15 protein-coding genes and 1 pseudogene are annotated in these 24848 nt (G+C 37.4%); 13 read left to right on the plus strand and 3 right to left on the minus strand.

All coding sequences use genetic code 11. The annotated features are described in order from the left end of the window. From ACFIQE_RS06345 to ACFIQE_RS06380, 8 genes are all read left to right on the plus strand, one after another. On the plus strand, positions 1 to 313 hold a 313-nt coding region (locus ACFIQE_RS06345; RefSeq protein WP_375707393.1), incomplete at its 5' end, for a phage antirepressor KilAC domain-containing protein. Positions 314 to 325: 12 nt separating this feature from the next. Then, entirely contained in the window at positions 326 to 643 is a 318-nt protein-coding gene (locus tag ACFIQE_RS06350) for a hypothetical protein (RefSeq protein ID WP_375707394.1), read from the plus strand. A 12-nt stretch (positions 644 to 655) separates the two neighbouring features. After that, complete coding sequence (locus tag ACFIQE_RS06355) at positions 656 to 1195, plus strand: hypothetical protein (RefSeq protein ID WP_375707395.1); 540 nt, start codon at positions 656 to 658, stop codon at positions 1193 to 1195. After that, entirely contained in the window at positions 1195 to 1596 is a 402-nt protein-coding gene (locus tag ACFIQE_RS06360; protein WP_375613985.1) for a hypothetical protein, read from the plus strand. The genes ACFIQE_RS06355 and ACFIQE_RS06360 overlap by 1 nt, the downstream gene beginning before the upstream one ends. Then, positions 1590 to 1973, plus strand: coding sequence for a hypothetical protein (locus ACFIQE_RS06365; protein ID WP_273790346.1), 384 nt, complete (start codon positions 1590 to 1592; stop codon positions 1971 to 1973). Before ACFIQE_RS06360 ends, ACFIQE_RS06365 begins: the two co-directional genes overlap by 7 nt. Before the next feature lie 241 nt (positions 1974 to 2214). Then, complete coding sequence (locus ACFIQE_RS06370) at positions 2215 to 3024, plus strand: ERF family protein (RefSeq protein WP_375707396.1); 810 nt, start codon at positions 2215 to 2217, stop codon at positions 3022 to 3024. 1 nt (position 3025) lies between these two features. Then, positions 3026 to 3649, plus strand: a complete 624-nt coding sequence (locus tag ACFIQE_RS06375) for a lambda exonuclease family protein (RefSeq protein ID WP_375707397.1) — start codon at positions 3026 to 3028, stop codon at positions 3647 to 3649. A 74-nt stretch (positions 3650 to 3723) separates the two neighbouring features. Further along, positions 3724 to 3927 carry an AlpA family transcriptional regulator gene (locus tag ACFIQE_RS06380; RefSeq protein WP_273790351.1) on the plus strand — a complete coding sequence of 68 codons (204 nt, stop codon included), beginning with the start codon at positions 3724 to 3726 and terminating at the stop codon, positions 3925 to 3927. A 152-nt stretch (positions 3928 to 4079) separates the two neighbouring features. On the opposite strand, the gene ACFIQE_RS06385 is transcribed toward ACFIQE_RS06380, so the two are convergent. Next, positions 4080 to 5270 carry a hypothetical protein gene (locus tag ACFIQE_RS06385; protein ID WP_375639999.1) on the minus strand — a complete coding sequence of 397 codons (1191 nt, stop codon included), beginning with the start codon at positions 5268 to 5270 and terminating at the stop codon, positions 4080 to 4082. A gap of 1370 nt (positions 5271 to 6640) precedes the next feature. Here ACFIQE_RS06385 and ACFIQE_RS06390 point away from each other — a divergent pair. Both ACFIQE_RS06390 and ACFIQE_RS06395 read left to right on the plus strand, forming a co-directional pair. Next, positions 6641 to 6838 (plus strand): annotated as a pseudogene (locus tag ACFIQE_RS06390) (hypothetical protein); the annotation flags it as partial. A 452-nt stretch (positions 6839 to 7290) separates the two neighbouring features. Beyond that, the gene (locus ACFIQE_RS06395) at positions 7291 to 8502 is read left to right on the plus strand and encodes an MFS transporter (RefSeq protein ID WP_375707398.1); all 1212 of its coding nucleotides are present in this window, start codon (positions 7291 to 7293) and stop codon (positions 8500 to 8502) included. A gap of 318 nt (positions 8503 to 8820) precedes the next feature. Here the strand turns inward: ACFIQE_RS06395 and ACFIQE_RS06400 are convergent, their stop codons facing one another. Both ACFIQE_RS06400 and ACFIQE_RS06405 read right to left on the minus strand, forming a co-directional pair. Then, positions 8821 to 9090, minus strand: coding sequence for a hypothetical protein (locus tag ACFIQE_RS06400; RefSeq protein ID WP_375634046.1), 270 nt, complete (start codon positions 9088 to 9090; stop codon positions 8821 to 8823). 2 nt (positions 9091 to 9092) lie between these two features. Further along, positions 9093 to 9539, minus strand: a complete 447-nt coding sequence (locus tag ACFIQE_RS06405; RefSeq protein WP_375608751.1) for a hypothetical protein — start codon at positions 9537 to 9539, stop codon at positions 9093 to 9095. Between the two features lie 494 nt (positions 9540 to 10033). Between ACFIQE_RS06405 and ACFIQE_RS06410 the strand changes: the two genes are divergently transcribed. From ACFIQE_RS06410 to ACFIQE_RS06420, 3 genes are all read left to right on the plus strand, one after another. Further along, on the plus strand, positions 10034 to 10540 hold the full coding sequence (locus ACFIQE_RS06410; RefSeq protein WP_375707399.1) for a helix-turn-helix domain-containing protein: 507 nt from the start codon (positions 10034 to 10036) through the stop codon (positions 10538 to 10540). Positions 10541 to 11607: 1067 nt separating this feature from the next. Continuing rightward, complete coding sequence (locus tag ACFIQE_RS06415) at positions 11608 to 18825, plus strand: Vomp family autotransporter (protein WP_375707400.1); 7218 nt, start codon at positions 11608 to 11610, stop codon at positions 18823 to 18825. Positions 18826 to 19461: 636 nt separating this feature from the next. Continuing rightward, positions 19462 to 24453 (plus strand): YadA-like family protein, encoded by a 4992-nt coding sequence (locus tag ACFIQE_RS06420; RefSeq protein WP_375707401.1) that lies wholly within the window; start codon positions 19462 to 19464, stop codon positions 24451 to 24453. The last annotated feature ends 395 nt before the right edge of the window (positions 24454 to 24848 follow it).

Consider the following 24848-nt stretch of genomic DNA (forward strand, 5'->3'; position numbering starts at 1 on the left):
ACCAAAGGCAATGGCTCTTGAAAGCTTACAGCGTCATAATGGACTCTTCAGTCTTACAGAAGCCGCTAAAATACTCGAGATGCAACCAAAACAGTTCATTCTCTTCTTACAGAAAAAAGGTTGGGTTTACAGACGAGCAGCAGGTGGAAATTTGCTTCCTTATCAAGACAAAATCCAAAAGAAACTTATGGATTGTCCAACCATCACACTTCAAACCGCAAGTGGAATAGAAAAAGTCATTCCTTGCGCAAAAATTACAGCAAAAGGAATTGGTGTGCTGTCTCAAGAGCTTAAAAGACAAAGCATGCATTAAGAGGAGGTTATCATGATAAAAAAGAAATATAAACTCACTGATGAAACAATCAAAATTGATGGAATAACGCTTTATCGCATACGCGCCTTAAAAGATTTTGATGATGTCAAAGAAGGCGACCTTGGAGGCTTTGTCGAGAGTGAATGGAATCTTAGCCATGATGATAATTGCTGGGTTGGAGGCAATGCTTGTATTTATCAAAATGCATATATCTCTGAAAATGCGAAGGTTTATGATGATGCCGAAGTTTATAATAACGCAAAAGTTCGTGGTAATGCCATAGTAGCCGGCGATACAGTATTTTATGGAAGTGACGCTATTTTAAGGTAGGGGGGATAAATCATGGAAAAAAAATACGAATTGACTGATGAAATGGATGAAGTTGGCGGACGCACGCTTTACCGCATACGTGCATTAAAAGATTTTGGAAATGTCAAAAAAGGTGACCTTGGCGGTTTTATTGAAAAGGAAGGCAATCTTAGTCATGGGGGCGATTGTTGGGTTGGAGATTATGCTAGGGTTTATGATAATGCTCGTGTTTATCAAAATGCACATATTTCCGGTTATGCCTATGTTTATGGTGATGCGCGGGTTTATGGAGATGCACTCGTTTCTGATGAAGCAAAAGTTTACAATTATGCAGAAATTTACGGTGATGCATACGTTTACGGTGACGCTAAAGTTTTTGATCATGCACATGTTTATGGCAATTCTCATGTTTATTATGAAGCATATGTTTACGATAAGGCAAGCGTTTATGGAAATGCAAAAGTTGGCGGTAATATACACATTTACGGAAATGTAAAAATTTACGGTGATGCGGATTTACGTTGTGAAGATTGGATTGGCAGCAATAGCAGAATATCCACTGGAGCAAACTAATGGAAAAGAAGTACGAACTTACTGATGAGAAAGCTGAGTTTAAAGGGGTAACTCTTCACCGTATCCGCGCTTTAAGAGACTTTGGAGTTATTAAAAAAGGTAATTTAGGCGGCTTTATAGAACATGAAAACAACCTATCGCATCATGGTAATTGCTGGGTAGGTGGTAATGCATTCGTCTTATCTTGTGCTTGCGTTTACGATAATGCTCAAGTTTATGATGATGCTGAAGTTTATGGTAGTGCACGAATTAAACATAATGCACATGTTTACGGTTTTGCCGAAGTTTATGGAATGGCAACAGTTTCCGGTAATGCACGTATTTATGGCGACGCAAAAATTTATCGTGATGCGGATATTGATGGCGATAACGTCATGTCCACTGGAGAAAAAGCATGGTGAAAAAATACGAATTGACTAATGAAACCACCGATATTGTAAGTTGCCATACATTGTACCGCATTCGTGCTTTAAGAGATTTTGATGATGTTAAGGCTGGGGACCTTGGGGGCTTTATAGAAAATGAAAGCAATCTCTCTCATGATGGCAATTGCTGGGTCTATGATAATGCTTGTGTTACTTGGGGTTCAAAAATTTATGACAATGCAAAAATTTATAATAACGCCCGAGTATATGGTGGTGGTCGCATTTTTGAAAACGCACAGATTTACGGAAATGCAATTGTTTATCCCAATGCAAGAGTTTATGGCGACGCAAAAATTTACGGAGATTCAGAGATCTGCGGAGAAAGCCGTATCACAACAAACGAGAAAAAATAAATCATGTATAAATATGGAATTAAACCTACCTTGTGTGCACAGTTAGTTGTGAGAAATACTCACAATCTAGGTGAACTTTGTATCACTATCTCTGGGTATAAAGACGAGCCTTATGTAGATACCATAATTTCTGAAGACATAATGCAGCCTATAAAATCCAAACTCTAACAACCAAACCAACTTTTAACACATGCGTGATTCACGCCACGGGTGAATTGCGCTCAAATAGGAGGAAATCAAGATGAGTGAACTAAGTACCACACAAACGGAATTAGTGGAAAAAACGAACGATTGTGAAATCAAACCTACAGCTATGGAGCTTATTTTAGAAAGAGCTTTAGAAAATGATGTCGATATGGATCGTCTCAAGCGTCTTCTTGAATTGCGAGAAAAGGAGATAGAACGACAAGAGTGTCAAAACTTTGTCCGTGATCTTTCTACTATACAAGTGGAATATAAAAATATCGAACAAAATGCCATTAATACACATACTAAAAGCCTCTATACAACGCTTGATAAATATATTGATGCTATTAAAGAACCTCTTGCAAAACATCACTTTGCCTTGTTCTCTCGTATCAAAGACCAGAGTTCAAATGACATAACTGTAGAAATGACTTTAAAGCATATATCGGGCAATGAAATATCAACACAAGGAACATTTCCCATTGATGCTACGGGAAGCAAAAATAACACACAAGCGGTTGGTTCTACTATAAGCTACGCACGTAGATATCTCTTAGGCATGCTTCTTAATGTTGCAAGAAAAGAAGACGATACAGATGGAATAACACTTCTTGCGGGTATCTCTTCTGAACAGATGAATGAAATCAAAGAATTAATTAAAAAAACACAATCTGAAGAAAGTAGGCTTCTCTCTTTCATAGGAGTAAAAAATCTAAAAGATATGTCTTTTAAACAAGCACAAACCGCTTTGTTTTCTTTGAAAAAAAAGCAACGAAAGCAAATGAATAAAGCACAACAAGAGCAATTAGATGCACCTATACAAGATATCGAATATGCGCCAACTCAACAAGAAACGGCGGTGTGAAATGGAACAAAGGACAGCAGAGTGGTTTCAAGCGCGCTTGGGTAAAGTCACTGCATCTAATGTCTACAGCGTACTCAGTAAGACAGCTGAAGGCTTGCCTACCAGCAAATATGAAGACTACAAAATCAAACTCATTACAGAGCGCCTAATAGAAGGAATAAGCCAATCTTATATAACACCTGCTATGCAATGGGGTATCGAACATGAAGAAGATGCCTTAAGAGAATATGAATTCATTTATGACACAGAGGTCACAAGGTGCGGGTTTATCCAACACCCCACAATAAAAATGGCAGGAGCAAGTCCTGATGGATTTGTTGGTGATGACGGTTTAGTTGAAGTTAAATGTCCACAATCGACCACGCATTTGCGCTTCTTTATGGATGGCAAAATCAAACCCGAATATATCGCACAAATGCAATTCCAAATGGCTTGTACAGGACGAAAATGGTGTCATTTCATGAGCTATAATCCAAACTTTGTAGGCAAATCTACTGGTTTGAGAATGAAAGTCAAACGCGTCCTCCGTGATGAGAAATACATTGAAGAGATTAATAAAGCTGTCGAAATCTTTTTAGGGGAAATAGAACAAGAGATGCAAAAGATTTTGACAAAAGCTGCTTAAACCTATGGGGGTGCTCTTTCTCCTCCCAGCACCCCCACCCATTTAATTAATATAAAAAAGAGAAAGGTAATGAGATGATATTTGATGATGGAGATAGATATGTAACGACACGTGAGTGTGCACAGCTTTTTAGTGTATCCACAACAACGATTCGCAATTGGGTGCTTCAGGGGTTGTTTCCGGAGCCATATAAGCTAGGGAGAGCAGTGAGATGGAGAAAAAAAGAGATCTTAGACTTCACTCCAAAGAAAAATAAGGAGCAAATAAGAACAAATTAGGTAAAATTATATAAACTGTAGAAGGTGGTCTAAAAGGTGGTCTGAAAATGGCTATTTAAAGAAAAAATCTATATATTTCAATATGTTTAAGAAATAAAATGGTGCCTAGAGGGCACCCGTGGAGAAAGGATCGACAATAAGAATAGGTTTTCTCATACTTTGTTCCGCTGCGATAAAAGGAAAAGAACATAAATAAAGATTATCAACCCTATAAGGGGCAGAAGATAAACAGCTGCTTGAGGACCCATAAGGGCAGAGCTTGTAAGAAGACCAAGAATGACATAACCTGCCGATTGGGAGAGAGTATAAAGCATGCCGCTATAGCTTCCCACCAGCTCTGCTTGAGCCTCTGTTTTGGTCGCTTCAATCGTATGTTTGCGGGCATTAATTCGCATGGTATTCATTGAAAAGCCAATAAAAAAGCAAAAGACCACAGCCAAATAGGGCGATTGTGTGGTGCTAAAAATAAGATCAGCCATGCTCAACATAAGGGCTGGGAGAATAAATTCAAAACGAGGGATTTTGATAAAAGCAGCCAAAAAAGCGCCCACGCCTGCAACCGCACTGCAAAGCCCATAATATTCAGAGCCAAAATTTTTCACACTCTGAAAAAGAATAGTTGCCAGCGTATTATAAGCGCAAATATGAAAGCCAATAAGTCCTATGCAGACGCATAAAAGTTTAAGCTCATGGGAGAGCTCATCCACTTGCGGTGTAGGTGCTGGCTTCTTACCAGTTGCAAGTGCTGTGGTATCTGTAGCGTTGTATTCATCGCAAAAGATAATATATCCGGCTATAAGGCTTATAATGATGTCAAACACACAAAGTGTCACAATCAAACCATTATAACCGATTTCAGCTGCTGCCCCTCGAGGGCTGGTCGCTTCTAAGAGATAACCACTCAGTGCTGCTCCCAAAAATGCGCCAATTTGCACCACTGTTTGCATAATGCGGGAAGCCTTTTGGGCGCTAATATAACCACTAAGTGCTAGTTTAGTATTATAAGTCTCGAGTGTGCTTAAGGTAATCAAAGAGAGATAGCCGATAGAGATAGAGACAGCAATAAAACCAAAGGGGGAATCAGCGTAATGGAAAAGAGCAATCAATAAAAGAAGGCTATAGATAATGATTCGCCTTTTGTATAAATCGACCAACCGCAGTGAGGCTTTAATGCGCACAAGACTGCTTTTTTTCAAAAGATAGGGCATAAGGGTGCCCAAAGCCATGGTTACGCCTAGAAAAACCGATGAGGATGTTATGCGATAAGCATTCCAAAGATTACTTAAAAATAAAACCATATCAGAAAGATACAGCAGGACAACAAGCCCATAAAACCGAAACATCAGTTGTTTGTGCACATTATCCCCCCATGTTAAATAGACATGCTATAAATTATACATTTTTACAAAAAGCTAATATATATGTTGTTAGGCATGTCAAGTTTTTTCGATAGAAGCATGGTACAGATTTGAACGATAACGTTTATCATAGCGATAGCTAATTTTGGAGAAACTGAGAGCGGAGGCGGTTGGTATTTTTACTGTATCTCTTGTGAGGTGCTTTTCCAATGAGGAGTTTCTTCGCTAAATGACCAGTATAGCTATGTTCTTGGGAAGGCTGTGTTTGCACTCTCAAGATTGCCTCCATTTATACTCAAGGTTGAGGTTTTTCTATTGACCGTTGTTAGATGTTATTGTGACAATAAACTTCGTTATCTATCAGAAACATTTATGGCATTAGCGCTAAGGTATTGTATTAAAGCCTTTACATAGTAGTCTTTTTCAGAGAGAGGTATTATTGGTTCAGTTTTAGGAGGCTTTATTACGGCCGATTTGGGCGTCGTCGTTGTTTGAGGGCTTATTATAATATTCTTAGTTTCAGTTTATGAATATACCGAAAGATATATTGAAACATTTGATTCAAACGCTTTTGCAAGACATATTTCAATATCTCAGCGATGTTTTCTGAGAATTGCTCTGCTGCTTTTTGACGGAATTGAATATCAAATGCTTATAGTGTGAGCGGTGGTTTGAGAAAAGATAGAGCTGATTTCATTAGATTTCTATGTAGTGCAATCCAGTACTAGCTCTTAGGACAATAATATACTGAGATCGAACTCATTTCTATATATTTACACGACGCTATAGGAGTAATCCTCAGAAATCTACTAGAATTCGTTAGAAAATGGCAGGTTATGGAGTGTGAACAAAAAAATATATTTTTTACAAATACTTAATCTTATTTTAAGTTGTCTAAAATATAACCTTATCTTAAAACTAAGTCTATATACTGCCATTTATCATAAAGTTAATAAGTTATACAAAATGCGGGAGTATTGTGTTTTTCTGTTTAGAGACGAGTTAAAAAACATCTTATTGAACATTAAAAGATTTTAGACAAAAAACAATTTAACTTATGGAGAGTATATAGACAGAATGTATCTTGATAAAAAAGTTTATAACTCCATGCGGTCTTCAAAGAAATTTCTCGTCATTACTCAACAGAAAAACATATAATACAAACTTTTAACACAGTTCTTAGTATAGAAATAATCCATAAATTAGAGATATTTAGATAAAGGAAAAGCAATTGATCCGTTGCTTTTAGCACTCTTAGCAAGACAGATAGACGCAAACATACGCTTGAAATTATTGAACCTTCCTTAGCTTCATTGCAAAATTTATTAATTAGCGATTGATCTGTTTATTCTAGTCTTGCTTATTTTTATGCTCGAGAGCTTTCTATTGAAAGTGTCGTTAAATTAAATCAATCTATTCCAAGACCCCATATTACATTTTATCTTCATTTACCGCCCACTACAGTACTGGAACGATTGCAGAAAAGGAATGGTTTAAACTTAAAATACGAAGAAAAACTCTCTTTTATTGAAAAAATGTATTTAGAAAACTAACTGTAATGGGCTTGTTTTAAAAGATTTAGAGAAGGGGAGTAGAAAAGTTAGCAATATTTATTGTGAGGATAATAGTATGTTTATTCTTTTAGAGATGAAGTGTGGTGATAGAAGAACGACATGGAGGAATATACTCGAGCATATTTTAGTGCACGGAATAATAAGGACAATAAAATGTGAGTGAAGCTTCCATACCGTAAAATTGTTTCACATATGTATAAAGGTGTAGCTTCTGAATAAAACGCACATAAAATATTAATTTTGTTTTTGTCCATAAATGTTCCGTTTTCATAGAAGAATTAATCATAAAACAGCACAAAGATTGTAAAAGCCTCAAAAAAGAAATTTTGCTTTCTTAAATTTAATGATCTAAAATGAAAATTGTCAGAATGCCTGTTTTTAAACAGGATGTATCATGCATATCGACTGGTATTCATTTTAGAGGATAATTTATGTTCACTTCAAATTTGAAGGAACGCATTGCTTTATTTGAAAATAGAACTTTTCTCTATTTTACTTTGAGCGGCTTATTTGCTACATTTGGAAGTGGACTAAATTATATTACATTGTCATGGATCGCTTACAATCAGACGGGCTCAATCCGTGGTGTGGCGTTGATGATGCTTTTTCTTTGGACGCCTGGCATTATTTTTGCGCCTATTTTTGGCATATTGGCAGATAAATATAACCGTAAAACGCAGATTATTATTTCAAATCTTGTGAGAGGTTTGGTAATCGTGAGCTGGGTAATGCTTTGGCATTTTGGTATAGAAATTGAATTGATGGTCTTATCTGCTCTTTTGGGTATTTTTATCCCTTTTTATATGCCATCAGCTATTTCTTTAATTCAAAGTATTGTGCTGAAGGAACAGCTCATCAATGCAAATGCAACCATCGATATGGTTTATGAACTTGGCACTATCGTAGGTATGGGCTTAAGTGGATTTATACTGTCCTATGCAGGAACAAAAGGAACTCTTCTAATAGGTGGTATATTCTTTATCATTGCTGGTTTATTTAATTTTGCAATGAAGGTACCTAAAAACAGAAGATCTAAAAAACAAAACCAGCAAAATTGGTGGGAAAATTATACAGCATCACTTCATTATTTTAAACAGAATCCGGCTCTTTTTGTACCTTATATAAGCCAGATGATTATTATGACTCTTTTGATGACCATTCCTGTTATTCTCGTTCCTTATATACAAGAGGTTTTACATGCGGATAACAGGACCTTTGCAATATTTGAGGTGCTTTATTCTATGGGTGTATTGACAGGTGCGTTTTTTTCACCACTTCTTTGTAAAGTTTTATCTATCAGGAAAACATTAGCCATTTTATTAGCTTTTATGGCTATTGGCCTCGCTATTTTATCTGTTAATACACACAATTTTGTTGTTTTTCCTGTTTACTTTATGATTGGATTTGGACTTTCGAGTTGGGCTCTTTCGATTTCTTTATCACAACTCTCTTGTGATCCTGAATACCAAGGAAGATTGCAGGCAAGTTTTAATGGTATCTCTGGATGCTTGATCCTCGGAGTCTATCTCATCATGGCAAGCGATAACAGTAACATATCACCTCAATCGATATATTTTTTTCAAAGCATTGTTGCGTTTGTTGGAATACTCATAGTGCTGTTTTATAAACATGAAAAACAATAAATTACGTTTAAGAGTGGTCAATATACGCTATTTTTAAACATTTACGCTGCAGCACATTTCATATTTTGCTTTTAAAGGAGAGTTGAGAAAATGTAAAAGTTGGTGCTTAATGAACAAAGTATAAATTGATGTATGCTAGAGAATACTCTCTATTTTTTGATAATGATCTAAAAGAATTGATGCGTTTCTTTAATTCATCTCACTGTTGTTAAGAAGACGAAAACGTAACACTTTAAATCTTCTTGAAAGTTTTTTGTTTAAGCGTAGTAGAAAGTAAAGCAATGAGGTAATATCTTATCATATGGGGAGAGTATTGTATTATTTTTGTTTTTCAAAATCCATATGAAAAATTGTATCAATTTCATCTTCACTGGAATGAGTATTTCTACGACGATGCAAGGTTTGCACAATCTCTTTTTTTAAAACAGCATCTGTTTCACTTAAACGGTGAATACTGAGTTCCAATTCAAGAGATAACGCCAAATCCACGCACAATTTAAGCTCTTCTCCAATGTCGAAACCGCGTTGATAGTCGTCATAAAGACCAACCAGTGTATCAGATAATTCTTTATCGCATAAAGAGGTCATGCTTAATTCCTCAACGTTGCGGGTTTCCATGCAGCTTTTTTAAGTATCACTCCACTATCATCACTTAAAATTGCCATGTATACGAACCTCATGGTTTTGTCAATTTTCTGCAAAATACGCGCTTTTAAATCAAAGCCTATTAAAGATTTTATTACTCCAAGATTTTGAAGCGCCCAATTGTAAATATGGATGGCAATGTGTTTGCTATAGAATTTATAGCATTTAAAATACATTGCCAAAAGGCTTTTAATATGCGTAGAGGAAGAGTATTCTGACGATAAACCAAAAACCCTGAAATCTCTATTGCCAGTTACAGCTAAATCAGTGCCATTAATATATAAAATAAGCAAACAGGGTTTGTAAACGTCTAACTTTTTAATAACGAGTGATAATCTCATTTTTTGTAGAATACCAATTATTTTGCCTATTTTATATTGATTTTTAGACATTGATAAACTTTTTACCTTATAAAACCTATGGGAAATGCATTAGCATATTTTTGTAATAAGATTTCAGTGGTATATTGCACAGCATGAAATGAAGGGAATCTTATTAGGCTTTTTGCTTTTGAAAGAATATGACTGCAACTTTTGAGAAAGCAGTTGGCAAGAATTGGCTTGGCATGCAAACTGATAGAGTTGGCAGTGGCGCATTTAGTTTTTTCATTGGCCTGTGTCCAAATGTTTTTGACTCTGGAAAATAGCCTCTGATAGGCTTGAGTTTTTTCGAGGTTATATTACAGGGGCGCAGCTCAGAAAAATACCACGGCGATTGCATTTTTTTGTAATTGTCATAATTTTCGCTCCTGCTTAAATGGATGCTGTAACATCCGTTTTTGTGGGGTTATGTATGTGATAACTGCTCTTCTTAAGGGGCAGTAATAATAGATATAAATCAATATAATTATTTAGTCGACAACTATATTGATTTTGGAGTGTTTTTTTTGGCTCGTCCGGAAGCAAAATCTAAAACTGAGTTGGCAAAACGTTTTCGTGAAGTGCGTCATGCTCTTGGTTTTACAGAGCGTAAGCAGTTTGCTGAACATCTTGGTATCACTGCTGGTTCTATAGGAACTTATGAAACTGGTATAAGTGAGCCTACAGCCTCTGCGCTCTCCAAATATCAAGAAATTTGTGGTGTTTCATTAGATTGGCTAGTAACGGGAAATGGCGAGATGTTTTCAGATATGGCAAAGGCAAAAGCAGCTGGTTTTAAACCGCAAGCGATACCTGTTGGGCTGATGAAAAAGCTTGGACATTTAGCTTATACGACCTATCATGATGCAAAAATAACACTTTCTCCTGAAGATGTTGCGGAATTAGCAGCAGAGCTTTATGGAAGATTGCAAGAGCTTATTCAAAACCTCAATGATATAGAAGAAGTCGAAGCCATTTTGCCACTTTTAAAATTACATTTAAAGCGTAAAATCGAAACTGAAAAGCACATCTAGAAATTTCATAAGATACGAATGAACAGCCTTTTAAAAAATAAAACTTTTTTGGTTTTCTGCTGTATAACCAAGTTTGGAATGTGAAGATCTCACGATCTTCGAGTCTCTTATTCAACCTGAAAAACGAGAAACTATCATTATAAATCAATAGACTGTTCTGATTAAAAATAAAACGGTTCATAAAAAGAACGACAGGTAGCAATACAAACAAAATTTCTTCAAAAGGAAGCGAGTATAGCATCATTCCTGAAATATTTGTTGGTTGAAGAAAAGATACGGATAACAGTGAAAATACAGTGGGTTATGTGAGAGGAAAGAGTTTAGAAAACAGCTTCTTTTCGGTTTATGATATTAAAAAATTTATACAATAGTGAAAATACAATGACGATGTTTTGTTCCTATAGAAGGGTAACAGATATATAAGAGAGAAGAACGAAAGACTATTTATAGATGCGCTTTTGTCTTTTTATGAAGATGATAAGATGAGTACGTTAAAACTTTTTACAGAGCGTGCATCATTATATTTAAGACAGATTTCTTTCAAAGAGATGTATAGTATATTGAAACAGTTTACCTCGCAACAAAAAGTGAGATTATGATGATAATCATTATCTATTACATTGTGCGATAAGTTAAAAAAATCATAAATTTGTGCTTATAAGAACAGCTAATTTATTGAGAAGTATTTTTACAAATTTATAAAAAATTATTTTTACGCTCTTGCCATTCTTCTGATGCGCTTTATTTGAAAAGTAGAATTGCTCTTTAGTGAAACTATTTTTGTTAAGAGATAAATCGCAGTGTTTTTGAATGGAGATTACGGTATATTTTCAAAGTCTTGTGTTTTTATTTATTTTTTAGCTTGAATCCCTCTAGCTAAAAGGGTTGGGGACTTTTCTAGATTTGATGTTGTTGCAGAGATTTTAGGTCGATGCCGTAATAAATAGCGGTGTCGATGGGAGGGGTTTTTCTTGATTTATTGGTTTTTGAAGTGCGCAAACTAAGGGGTTTGCCATGTGTGTTTTCACGCGTTGTGATGATGTTGAACTCTGTAGGAGGAGATTCTTATGAAAAAAAAATATTCCCCACCAAATTTAATTAAAGCTTTTTCTCTCAGCGCGGCAATGGCCACACTCTTATCGAGTGTTTCTCCTGTTGTTGCTTCGAATCTCGCGATAACGGGTGACAAAACTATGAGCACGAGTGGTTCTGGTGTGTCTTATGACCATGGTAGCCATGGCAGTATTGTTTTTGCGGGTGATGATAATTACTGTGGTGTGGATAATGTCATTGGTCGTGGTGGCAAGCAACAGGAGTCAATTGCTAGTACTAATCAAATAACCGCAGAGCAGCAATATGATAGATTTACCAAAAATACAAATTTTTCTGGTCGTTATCCTTATGGCGTGACCACTGATAAGGTCACTTGGAGTGGTGATAGTAATACGAGCAACAGCAGCACTGGTTATATGGGGAAGCTTACAGGTGGTAGCACGAGTGCTATGCCTGAGGCTTATGGTGTGTATTCTTTTGCAACCGGTTGTGGATCTGCTGCAACAGGGAATTATTCAACAGCATTTGGTGCGGGTGCAACTGCAAAGAGTGGAGGAGCACAAGCTTTTGGTGTTTCTGCTCTTGCGAATGGAGCGGCAAGTGTTGCCATAGGGATTGGATCGGAAACGGTAAAAAGATCGTCTATCGCTATAGGTGGGCTTTCAAAGGCAGATGGCATTGATAGTATTGCGTTCGGTAGCAAAGCGGCTACAGATGGTCAAGATGCGGTTGCGATAGGTTATGCCGCTAAAGCCGGTGCGCAAAATGCGGTTTCAGTTGGTTCAAGTACAAAAGCGACTGGTAAAAGTAGTTTGGCTCTAGGCTATAAGGCAAATGCATCAGGAGAATTAGCAGTTGCTATTGGTGGACTTGCAATCGGTATTCGCGGCATTGCTATGGGAAATAACGCAGAAGCGAAGGATCAAGATACGATTGCGATAGGTTATGCTGCTCAAGCTCAAACAAAGTATTCGGTTGCAATTGGTCCAAATGCACAGGTGATTGCTGGAGACGGAGTTGCTTTGGGTGGAGCTTCCGTTGCCAGTGTTGTTAATAATGTTGCTGGTTATGATCCTGTAAGTAACAAAAATTCACAACAAAACAATGGTGCATGGAAAAGTACAAAAAGTGCAATCAGTGTTGGAAAAGCTGACGGTAGTATAACACGCCAGATTACTGGGTTGGCGGCTGGTACTGCAGATACTGATGCCGTCAATGTGGCACAGTTGAAAGCTATGAGAGCTGTCGTAGAAGGAGCAGGAGGCTGGAAGTTATCTGTTAACGGTGAAGCTGCTGTGGATATTCTGCCTGGTGAAACAGTCAATTTTGCTGGAGCTAAACTTGAGAATTATGACAACAAGAACATTAAAATTGTAAGAAAAGATGATAAAACAGTAGAATTTGATTTGAATGACTTCATTACAGTTGGACGTGTACAAGCAGGAAAAACCCAATTAAGCGACCTTGGTTTCGTGATTACTGGTGGTCCGCGTATGACTGGTAGCGGTATTTTTGCTGGTAATAAACAAGTTTATGGAGTGGCAGCGGGGAGTGCAGAGACTGATGCGGTTAATGTTGCACAGCTGAACGATGTAAAAGAATTGATATCAAAGGCGGGAGGAAGCTGGAAACTTTCTGTTGATGGTAACAATGCTACAGATGTTGGGGCAGGAAGTACAGTAGATATTGTTGCGGCAGTGAGCGGGGACGGAAGCAAAAATATCAAGATTGAAAAAGATAATAATAAAGTCACATTTTCTTTGAATGATACTCTTAAGCTTACGAGTGTCACGACAGGCAACAGCATTATGAATAGTGAAGGCTTTATTATTGAGAATGGGCCAAGAATGATTTTGGATGGTATTTCTGCTGGAAATAAAAAGATTACAGACGTAGCAGCAGGGAAAAGCGATACCGATGCAGTCAATTATGCGCAGTTGAGCGAGGTAAGACAATTGGTATCAAAAGCAGGGGGATGGAAGTTATCTGTTAATGGTGAAGCTGCTGTGGATATTCTGCCTGGTGAAACAGTCAATTTTGCTGGAGCTGAACTTGAGAATTATGAAAACAAGAACATTAAAATTGTAAGAAAAGATGATAAAACAGTAGAATTTGATTTGAATGACTTCATTACAGTTGGACGTGTACAAGCAGGAAAAACCCAATTAAGCGACCTTGGTTTCGTGATTACTGGTGGTCCGCGTATGACTGGTAGCGGTATTTTTGCTGGTAATAAACAAGTTTATGGAGTGGCAGCGGGGAGTGCAGAGACTGATGCGGTTAATGTTGCACAGCTGAATGAAGTAAAAAATCAAATAGCAGGAAATGGTCTTGTTAAATGGGATGAAGAACAGAAACTTATCACCATTGGTAAGGAAAAAGATGGTACGAAAATTGATGTTGCAGGCAGTGGGGGAGACCGTAGTATTTCTGGTGTAAAGGCCGCAGAGAGAGACAATGAAGCCGTTAATAAAAAACAACTCGATGGTGAAATTGCAACTATTACTGATACTATTAACAATATTAAGGAGGGTGGTGCTTTTGCAGTTCTCTACGATAAGAATGGTGATAGCAGTGTTAATTATAACAGTGTGACTTTAGGTGGCGGTAAGACTGGTGGGCAGGTAGCTCTGCACAATGTTAAAGATGGCAAAATTGCTAAAGATTCGCATGATGCTATCAATGGGAACCAAATTAATACAATATCCGGAGATATTGCAAAGTTTTTTGGCGGGGGTACTGTATTTCAAGATGGTTCTTTTTTAGGACCAAGATATAATTTATCTACTGTTTCTGCAGATGGTACTGTAGGACAGAAGGTACATACTGATGTTGGCTCAGCGTTGACAGGACTTGATGACAATGTCAACAATGTGAATAGCCGCTTAACACATGTAGCTAATGAGTTTACTCAGAAAATTGAGGGCGTTTCTAAAGATTCTCTATTGTGGAGTAATGATGAGCAGGCATTTGTAGCACAGCATGGAGACGGAAAAACCAATAGCAAAATTAAATTTCTTTCCAATGGAGATATTACTGAAAATTCAACCGATGCAGTGAATGGTTCGCAGCTCTTTGCGACTAATCAGAATGTTAACACTGTTACAAATAATCTGGCAACAATTGCTAAAAATATATCAAAGTATTTTGGTGGTGGTGCAGACGTATCTAACGGTAAGGCTCCCACTTACACTATTCAGGGTAAGCCACATAATGATTTTGAATCTGCTTTTAGTACTGTTGATAATTCTATCACGAATATACAAAATCAGATTACGAATGCGACAAAAAATAGCCTTGTTAAGCAGGAGGAAAATGAAGGTACTATCACTGTTGGTAAAGCAACAGGTGGGACTAAAATCAATGTTGCAAACAAATCTGGTGATGCTCGTACAATTTCTGGTGTAAAAGCTGCAGAGCGAAATGATGAAGCTGTTAACAAAGCCCAGCTTGATAAAAGTATAGAGAAGATTTCTAATGATATTAATCTTACAAGTGCTGCTGCAGTTCTCTACGATAAAGAAAACGGTACCGTTAATTATGGTAGCGTAACTTTAGGTGGGGTAGATAACCAAGGCCCCGTTGCTCTTCATAATGTTAAAGATGGGAAAATTGCTGAAGATTCGCATGATGCAATCAATGGGAACCAAATTAATAAAATATCTGGAGATATAGCAAATTATTTTGGTGGTGGTGCCTCGTTTGAAAATGGTGCCTTTAAAGGACCAAACTATAGTTTATCTGTTATTGTTGAAGATGGTCAGGTGGCAAAAGCCAATTATCATGACGTTGGCTCAGCTTTGAGTGGTCTTGATGCAAATGTGAAGAGTGTGAATACGCATCTGACGAATGTAGTAAAAGATGTCAATGAAAAAATCACGAATATTACACAAGAAGTCAAAGGGGACGCTTTGTTGTGGAGTAATGATGAGCAGGCATTTGTTGCTCTCCACGGAGAAGGACAGAAGACAAACAGCAAGCTTACCTCTCTTTTGAATGGAGACATTTCTGAAGATTCAACGGATGCAGTAAATGGTTCGCAGCTCTATGAAACTAACCAAAAGATTAGTAAGTTGGGTAATGGCTTTGACGGTATAAGTACAAATATATCGAAGTATTTTGGTGGTGATACAGATATAGCTAACGGTAAAGCGCCAACCTATACGATTCAGGGCACTACACATAATGATGTTAGTTCTGCTTTTAGTTCTGTCAATAATTCTATCACGGAGATTTCTAATCAGATTTCCAATGCGACAAAAAATAGCCTTGTCAAGCAAGAGGAAAATGAAGGGGATATCACCATTGGTAAGGAAAAAGGTGGAACGAAAATTGATATTACAGGCAGTGGAGGAGCTCGGACTATCGCGGGCGTGAAAGCTGCAGAGAACGATGATGAAGCAGTTAATAAAAAACAACTCGATGAAAGTATAGGAAAGATTAACAACAATATTGAGAATATAAGTGCCTCTGCGGTTCTTTACGATAAAAATGATGATAGCACTGTCAATTATGAGAGTGTAACTTTAGGAGGTAATAAGGTTAACGGGCAAGTTGCTCTTCATAACGTCAAAGATGGAGAGATTTCCGATCAATCGCATGATGCAATTAATGGTAGCCAGATTAATAAAATATCCCAAAACGTTGCTGAATTTTTTGGTGGTGGGACCTCATTCGAGAATGGAGTCTTTAGAAAACCGAGATATAATTTAACTACTATTGATGAAAATGGTCAGGTAAAACAGCGGGAATATAATGATGTTGGATTGGCTTTGTCAGGGCTTGATACAAATATCAGACATGTTAATCATCATTTAGTCCTTTCAATGAAGGACGTTGCTTCTTATTTTGGTGGTGGTGCTGGATATGATGAAAATGGAGAATGGTATGCTCCTACTTTCAAAGTTTCTCAGCGTAATGAGGATGGCACTATTGTTGAGAAAAAGCATCATAATGTCGCTGATGCTTTTGAGGGTGTCGATAATTCTATCACAGATATTTATAATCAGATTAATAATGTAACAGAAAATAGCCTTGTAAAGCAGGAGGGAGAAGATAGTCTTATTACTGTGGGTAAAGCAACCGGTGGTACTGAAATCAGCCTTGTAAATAAAGATAAGCAAGAAAGAACACTTTCCGGTGTAAAAGATGGAGAACTTTCTCAAACATCAACGGAAGCGGTAAATGGTTCACAGCTTTTTGCTACGAATAAGAAGGTTACAACTGTTAACAATGATCTCAAAACAGTCGCTCAAAATACATCGAAATATTTTGGTGGTAGTACAGATGTATTGAACGGTATAGAACCAGCTTTCCTTATTCAGGGGGAGACCTATCATAATGTTACGGAAGCGTTTACAGGTGTTAATACTTCTATCACAAATATTGATAATAAGATTTCCGAAGTGGTAAAAAATAGTCTTGTTAAGCAAGACGGAGTTTCTGCTCCTATCACTATTGGTAAGGATACAGCTGGTACTGAGATCAATATTGCGGGATATGCTGGTGTAGCGCGTTCTATTTCTGGTGTTAAGGCAGCAGAGAAGGGTGATGAAGCTGTTAACAAAGACCAACTTGATAAAAGCATAAAGGATATTACTAAAGATATTGAGACAGTAACTGCTGCTGCGGTTCTCTATGATAAGAATGACGATAATAGTGTTAATTATGGTAGTGTAACTTTGGGCGGCGATAAGAACAACGGACCAGTTGCTCTTCATAACGTAAAAGATGGTAGCATTTCTGAAAATTCCAACGATGCAATCAATGGTAGTCAGATTAATAAAATATCAGCAGATATTGCAAAGTTTTTTGGTGGTGGTGCAAAGTTCATTAACGGTGCTTTTGAAGGGCTGAAATATACTTTATCCGCTATTGTAGGTGGTGAAGTAGGGAAGGCTAATTTTTACAATGTTGGTGATGCTTTAACAGGTCTTGATAAAAATGTTCAAGATGTGAATCAACGCTTAACGAATGTATCCAATGAGTTTAACCAGAAAATTGAAGATTTCTCTAAAGATGCTTTACTGTGGGATGATGAGGAAGAAGCATTTGTGGCACGTCATGAAAAAGATGGCAAGAAAACAAACAGCAAATTGAAGTATCTTTTAGATGGTGAGATTGCTCAAGGTTCAACAGATGCCATTACGGGCAACCAACTTTATTCCATGAATAACCAACTTGCGAATTATTTCGGTGGCGGTGCCAAATATGAGAATGGCAAATGGACAGATCCTACTTTTAAGATTGTTCAAGTCAATGCTGATGGTACGACTGTTGAGACAGAGCACCATAATGTTGCTGATGCTTTTGGTGACGTCAATAAAAATATGTCAAATATTAATAACCGTATTGATGATGTCATCAACAAGGTCGATTCAGATGCCTTAAAGTGGAATGATAAAGAAAAAGCCTATGATGCTGGTCGCGATGGAAAGCCGAATAAAATTATCAATGTAGCTGATGGTAAAGTTGAAAAAGGCTCGAAAGATGCCGTCAATGGTGGGCAACTTTGGGAAACCAATGAACGTGTTACTGGTGTCGAAAAAGATGTGAAGCATCTTACCAACAGAGTTGATACCATTTCCAATACGATTGCTGATATTGGTGATACAGTTATCAATATTGATGCCAAAGTTGATAACATCAATAATAGAGTTGACGGCATTGAAGAGGATGCTGTTCGTTATGATAGAGATGAAAACGGCAAAAAAACCAATAAAATCACATTAGCGGGGGGGGATGCCAGTGAACCTGTTCTGATTGATAATGTAGCTGATGGTAAAATTGAAAAAGGCTCGAAAGAGGCTGTAAATGGTGGTCAACTTCATGATTATACTAAAGAACAGATGAAGATTATTCTTGATGAATCCAAGCAGTATACAGATCAACGGGTTAATAATATTGTGATTGATGCGATTGATGATGCTGTTGATCGGGCTAAGCAATATACAGATATGAAGTTTGATGTCTTAAACTATAGTATTGAGAGTGTGAAAAAAGAGGCTAGACAAGCAGCGGCTATTGGTCTTGCGGTGTCTAACTTACGCTACAATGATACACCTGGAAAATTAAGCGTTGGATTTGGTACTGGTTTATGGCGTAGTCAGTCTGCATTTGCCTTTGGTGCAGGTTACACCTCAGAAAATGGAAAATACCGCTCTAACATATCCGCAACAACTTCTGGAGGTCACTGGGGTGTAGGTGCGGGATTCAATATGACATTGAATTGATAATAAACAAAATACATAAAAACTCCTTCTCACCCCTGTCTCATGAGGCAGGGGTGAATTGTTGTTAGGTATGTAAATATATATATATATATAAATTGATAAGCGCTAACGATAAATACAGGTTTAAAAAACAGAAAAACCGGACGCTTTCAACAAAATGAACTTCTTATTTCAAAATAAGATAATGAGTTTTTTCATAAATTATAAGTTTATTATTTTCTTCTTTAATTTTTAAATCTGAAAAATCTGTAGCACTCTACAGATAAAAAAACCTTTTGCTCTCTACAAATCTATTAAAAAGCTTTCTACTAAGACAAAAATCTCCATTCAAATGTATTTCAACTTTACTGGAAGAAGCTATAAAACAATACGCTAAATTAACTCTACCCCTTGCAAAAAACAACAAATAAGTTTAAAGGTTAAAAAAAACCAATCACCACAAAAAAATTTACTTTCTTAGGAAATGTAAAAGAGCAAAACGCATTAACCATAAAACCTAAAACACAACGTCTCTATCTTTTCAGTCAGGTACTAAATTTTTGAATACGTTTAGAAAAACCAATTTTGGAGGACCTAATAGCGTTTAAATGTGTCTTTTTTGTGTTTATAGTTATTTCTTTCATTGGGGAGTTCATTATGAAAAAATTATATACAAAATTAGCAGGGAGCAATTTAAAATTTTCTCGTTTTCCTTTTATTAAAGTCCTATCCTTGACTTCAATAGCGGCACTTTTAGCCAGTGTTTCCCCTGTTTTTTCGAATGATTTGGATTCTTCTAGTTCATCACAGGAAAATTATTTAACAGCGCTGAATGTTGCTTTGACATTCAAGGTAAGTGCTGCTGATGACTATGAAAATTTTTTAACCAAAACTCTTACTGGTGTAAGTAATTATAGTCCTATAGTGAATGTTTTGGCAAAAACCAGCGATTCGATACGTTCAATTGATATGAATGCTGGAAGTAAAAAAATAACAAGAGCAGCTTTAACTCCAGGAGTTGTAAAGGGAGATCAGATAACTAGGGATGATTTGGGTAATCCTCTTGTCTATGGTGAACGAGCTCAGGGAGAAGCGCATGATGCTATTGTTTTCGGGCAAGTAGCGCAGACAAAGGCTGACCAAGGGATTGCTATCGGCTTAACTGCTTTAGCTGGTAGTAGTAGAAATACTAAAAATAGCATTGCAATCGGCTCTTCTCTAACCGATAGTTCTGATGAAAAAGAGAGAACAGTTTCAGTTGGTGATTTTTCAATAGCCTTCGGTAGTAAAGCACATAGTTATGCAAATGAAGCGATTGCTATGGGGTACAATGCATATGCAAAGGAGCAGGCGACGCAGGGAATTGCTATAGGCGCTAGCTCTAATGTGACGGTTGCGGGAGGTGTTGCTCTAGGAAGCGATTCTATATCCGATAGGGCTGCTGGTGAGTTTGGCTACACTTCTTTGTTGCAGGGTCCTGCAACAAACATCGAGGCGCAATGGAAAAGTACGCGGGGCTCAGTTAGTGTTGGTGATTATAGTAAGGGTATAACCAGACAAATTACAGGCGTAGCTGCTGGTTCTAATGTTACCGATGCAGTGAACCTTAGACAGTTGCAGGACTTAGAACAAGTTGTAAGACAAAACGGTTGGAAATTCTCTGTTGGAGATAAAAATGCTACCACTGTTCTTATGAATAGCGCGGTAGATTTTTCCGCTAGAAGTAGCAACCTAAATATTACAAAGGGCGAAGATGACAATAAAGTAAAATTTGATCTGGCGCAAGACATTGCACTGGAGAGCGTAAAGACAGGTACAAATACCTTCGATGCCACGGGCTTAGTAATTACTGATGGTCCGAAAATAACCACCGGTGGTATTGATGCTGGAAATAAAAAGGTAACGGGTGTTACATCTGGTGATCTTAGTGCAGATTCACAAGAGGTGGTAAATGGTAGTCAGTTGAATGTTGTAGCTACCCATATAGCTGGATATTTAGGCGGTGGTGTTAAATTTACGAATGGTCAATGGGATAATCCAGAGTTCAAAATTAAAACTTTAAATCCTGAGACGAATGAGATTGAAGAAGAAAGTTTTCCAAATGTAGCCAAAGCCTTTGAAGGTGTGGGTAAGTCTTATGTAAATCTTCACAATGAGATTAAAAAAGCTACCGATGATAGTGTCTTTAAATGGCATGCCGAAACGGAGAGCATTACAATTGCTGCCAGTGAGGGAAAAGGTGGGCAAGAAAGTATTGCTATAGGTAAGCTTTCAAGTGCAACTGCCAACAATGGTATTGCATTAGGTGGTTCTGCAAATGTATCTGGTGAAAATAGTATTGCATTAGGTGGTTTTGCAAATGCATCTGGTGAAAATAGTATTGCATTAGGTGGACTTTCAGCTGCAACAGCTAAAAATAGTATGGCATTAGGTTCAAATGTACAAGTACTTCCTGAGGGTGGTGTTGCTGTGGGTTATAAATCTGTTTCTCGTAACTCAGTGTCCGCAGTTGGCTATGATCCTTCCATAGGGAGCCAGTCAACGGATGATGGTGTGATATGGAAGAGCACTCAAGGAGCTTTTAGTATTGGTGATACTCCGAATAAGATAACACGACAGCTTACAGGTGTAGCAGCGGGTTATGCAGATACTGATGCCGTCAACATTGCGCAGCTGAAAAAATTAAGGGAATTTGTAGCACAAGGGTGGACACTTTCTCTTAATGATAAGGTTGTTTCAAGCTTTCAGCCGGGTGATATATTAAATTTGGTTTCTGGAAGCAAAAACTTTGAGATTAAAAATAGTGATACAACAGACAGTAAAGACAAAAAAATAACATTTGATTTGGCACAAGATGTCACATTGAACAGTGTAAAATTAAAAGACGTCACTTTAGATAAAACGGGCTTAACGATTGAAAATGGCCCCAAAGTAATAGCGGATGGTATTGATGCTGCAGGTAAAAAAATAACAGGTCTTGCAGGTGGAGATCTTAGCACAAATTCGACAGATGCCGTTAATGGTGGTCAGCTTCATACAATTACTGGGGATTTATCAAAAATTTTAGGTGGAGATGTATCCTTTGATGGAAAAAACTTTAAAGTACCAGGGTATAAATTATCGAATATTGATGAAAAAGGTGTTGTAACAGATAAACCGCATACCGATGTTGGTTCTGCCTTTAAAGGACTTGATGACAATATCAAGAATGTGAATGCTCGCATTAAGGAAGTCTCAGAAGGAGTTGCACAAGATTCTTTATCTTGGAGCGATGCTGACAAAGCTTTTGTTGCCCAGCATGGGGAAGGTGATGACAGAAAGGCAAGTAAAATCACATCGCTTGCTGTAGGAGATATTACGAAAGAATCGATGGATGCCGTAAATGGTTCTCAACTTTATTCACTGGGCGATAAGGTTGCAAAATATTTTTCTGATGACGCTGAATATAAGGATGGGGAATTGAAAGTTCCTGATTTTAAGCTTAAAATTATCAATGATGATGGCACTGAAGCTGAATCAAGCTATAAGAATGTATCAGATGCATTTTCAGGTGTGGGTAAACTTTTCACAAAGGTTCAAACTGCGATCAGCGATGTAATCAGTAATTTGCTTGTTACGAAAAATGAAGATGTTATTAACATTGGTAAAGGAGTAGAAGGTAGTGAAATCAATATCGCAAACAAGGGTGGTAAGGATCGAACTCTTTCTGGTGTAAAGGCGGCAGAAAAAAACAATGAAGCCGTGAACAAAGAACAATTTGATAAAGGTTTGAAGGATCTTTCTGATACCCTTCTGTCGGATAGTTCTTCTGTTGTTCTTTACGATAAAACAACAGATAATCAAACTGATTATACAAATGTAACTTTTGGGAAAGGGAAGGATGCTACACCTGTTGCGCTCCATAATGTAGCCGCCGGATCGATTGCGGAAAACTCAACGGATGTTATCAATGGAGGGCAGGTTCACATCCTTTCAATGGATATAGCAAAATTGTTGGGTGGAGATGCTGAATTTAAGGATGGTGCTTTTAAAGGGCCAACTTATAATTTATCCAGTATTGATAAAGGTGGCGAAGTAACAGATAAACCGCATACCGATGTTGGTTCTGCCTTTAAAGGGCTTGATGACAATATCAAGAATGTGAACGCTCGCATTAAGGAGGTCTCAGAGGGAATTGCACAAGATTCTTTATCTTGGAGCGATGGTGACAAAGCTTTTGTAGCTCTGCATGGGGAAGGTGAAGACAGAAAAGCAAGCAAGATCACATCACTTGCGGCTGGCTCTATAGTATCAGGCTCGAGTGATGCGGTTAATGGTGGACAGATTTATGATCTGAATCAGTCGCTAGCAAAGTATTTTGGTGGTGATGCTAAGTATGATGGTGATGGCTGGGCGCTTCCAGGTTTCAAGATAATGACTTTCCAAGAAGATGGAAGTTTTGAAGAGAAGGATTATGATAGCATTGCAGCCGCGTTTGCCGGTGTAAATAAGGTTTTCAAGAATCTTCATAATGAGATTTCAGACAACATTGAGCAAAATGCGTTGTTGTGGAGTGATGATGCAGGTGCGTTTATAGCACAGCATGAGAAAGAAGGTAAAAAGGAAAACAGCAAGATCACGTTCCTTGCGAAAGGAAAGATATCAGAAGATTCGACTGATGCGATTAATGGTGGTCAGATTTATACTCTTCAACAGACATTTGCCTCATATTTTGGTGGAGGAGCTGGTTATGATAAGGAAGGAAACTGGCAAGGACCAAAATTCACCGTTCAGGTCTTTAATAAGGATGGTACGAAAGGTGATAAAGAGGAGCGTAATAATGTCTCTGAAGCATTTGATGTTGTTAATGACAGCATGAGCACTATCAACGATCGTATAAAAGAAGTTGAAAAAGGTACCTCTTCGAATAGTCTGAATTGGAATGAAGAAAAAGGAAGCTATGATGCATCTCATGTTGATGCTCAGGGTGTTAAGAGTCCAAGTAAGATTATCAATGTAGAGGATGGCAAGGTAGACAGAGATTCAAAAGAAGCTGTGAATGGAGGACAGCTTTGGGAAACTCAGCAAATGATTACAGATCAGGTCAAGGATATTGAAAATAAAGTTACGGAGGGATCTGTACAATACGATAAAGATAAAAAAACGGGCAAAAAGACCAATAAAGTTAGCTTAGTTGGTGGAGATGAAAGTTCTCCAGTATTAATAGCCAATGTAGCCGATGGAAAGATTGAAAAGGATTCGAAAGAAGCGATTAATGGCGGTCAATTAAAAGATAAGATGGATTTTGTGCTTGAAAATGCCAATAAGTATACGGATGAGCAAGTTTCTCATCTTGTAAAAGATGGAGTTAGTGAGGCTAATTCGTATACGGATATGAAGTTTTCGACATTAAGTTATGCTGTTGAGGATGTTCGAAAAGAGGCAAGACAAGCAGCAGCTGTTGGTTTAGCAGTAGCTGGTTTACGCTATAGTGATATTCCTGGAAAATTAACAATCGCATTTGGTAGTGGTTTATGGCGTAGTCAATCTGCTTTTGCTTTTGGTGCAGGTTATACTTCAGAGAACGGTGATATTGGTTCCAACTTGTCAATTACCACTTCTGGAGGTCACTGGGGTATAAGTACAGGGGTTAATGTGATACTCAACTAATAAACGACTAAATCCATAAAATTGATTTGCCTTTTTCTTATTTAAGAAAAGGGCAAATTTTTTACTTTCTTCCAGAACTCTCTAAAGCTATTCTAAATGTATAAAACTCCCGTAATTATATAAAATCCGAATATAAAAAGCTTATTACAACTTTTGTTGAGAATAAAAGAGCTTAGTGGTAAAGATTCAAAAAATTGATTGCTATTATTTTTATTTGTTAAAATGCTTCACGCAATGTAAATACGAATATACCCTTTATTAAAAGAAGACAGTTTTAGCTTTTATTTTCGTATAGTTTTAAACGTATGCTTTATAATGCAACGCTCTACAGATATGCAACGTACTCCAAACACAAGTATTGCTTTAGGGTAGTGGAGCGCAAACGGAAAAAGAAT

The sequence above is a fragment of the Bartonella sp. AA1HLJMS genome, from assembly GCF_042197445.1.
In the GTDB taxonomy this organism is placed as follows: Bacteria; Pseudomonadota; Alphaproteobacteria; order Rhizobiales; family Rhizobiaceae; genus Bartonella.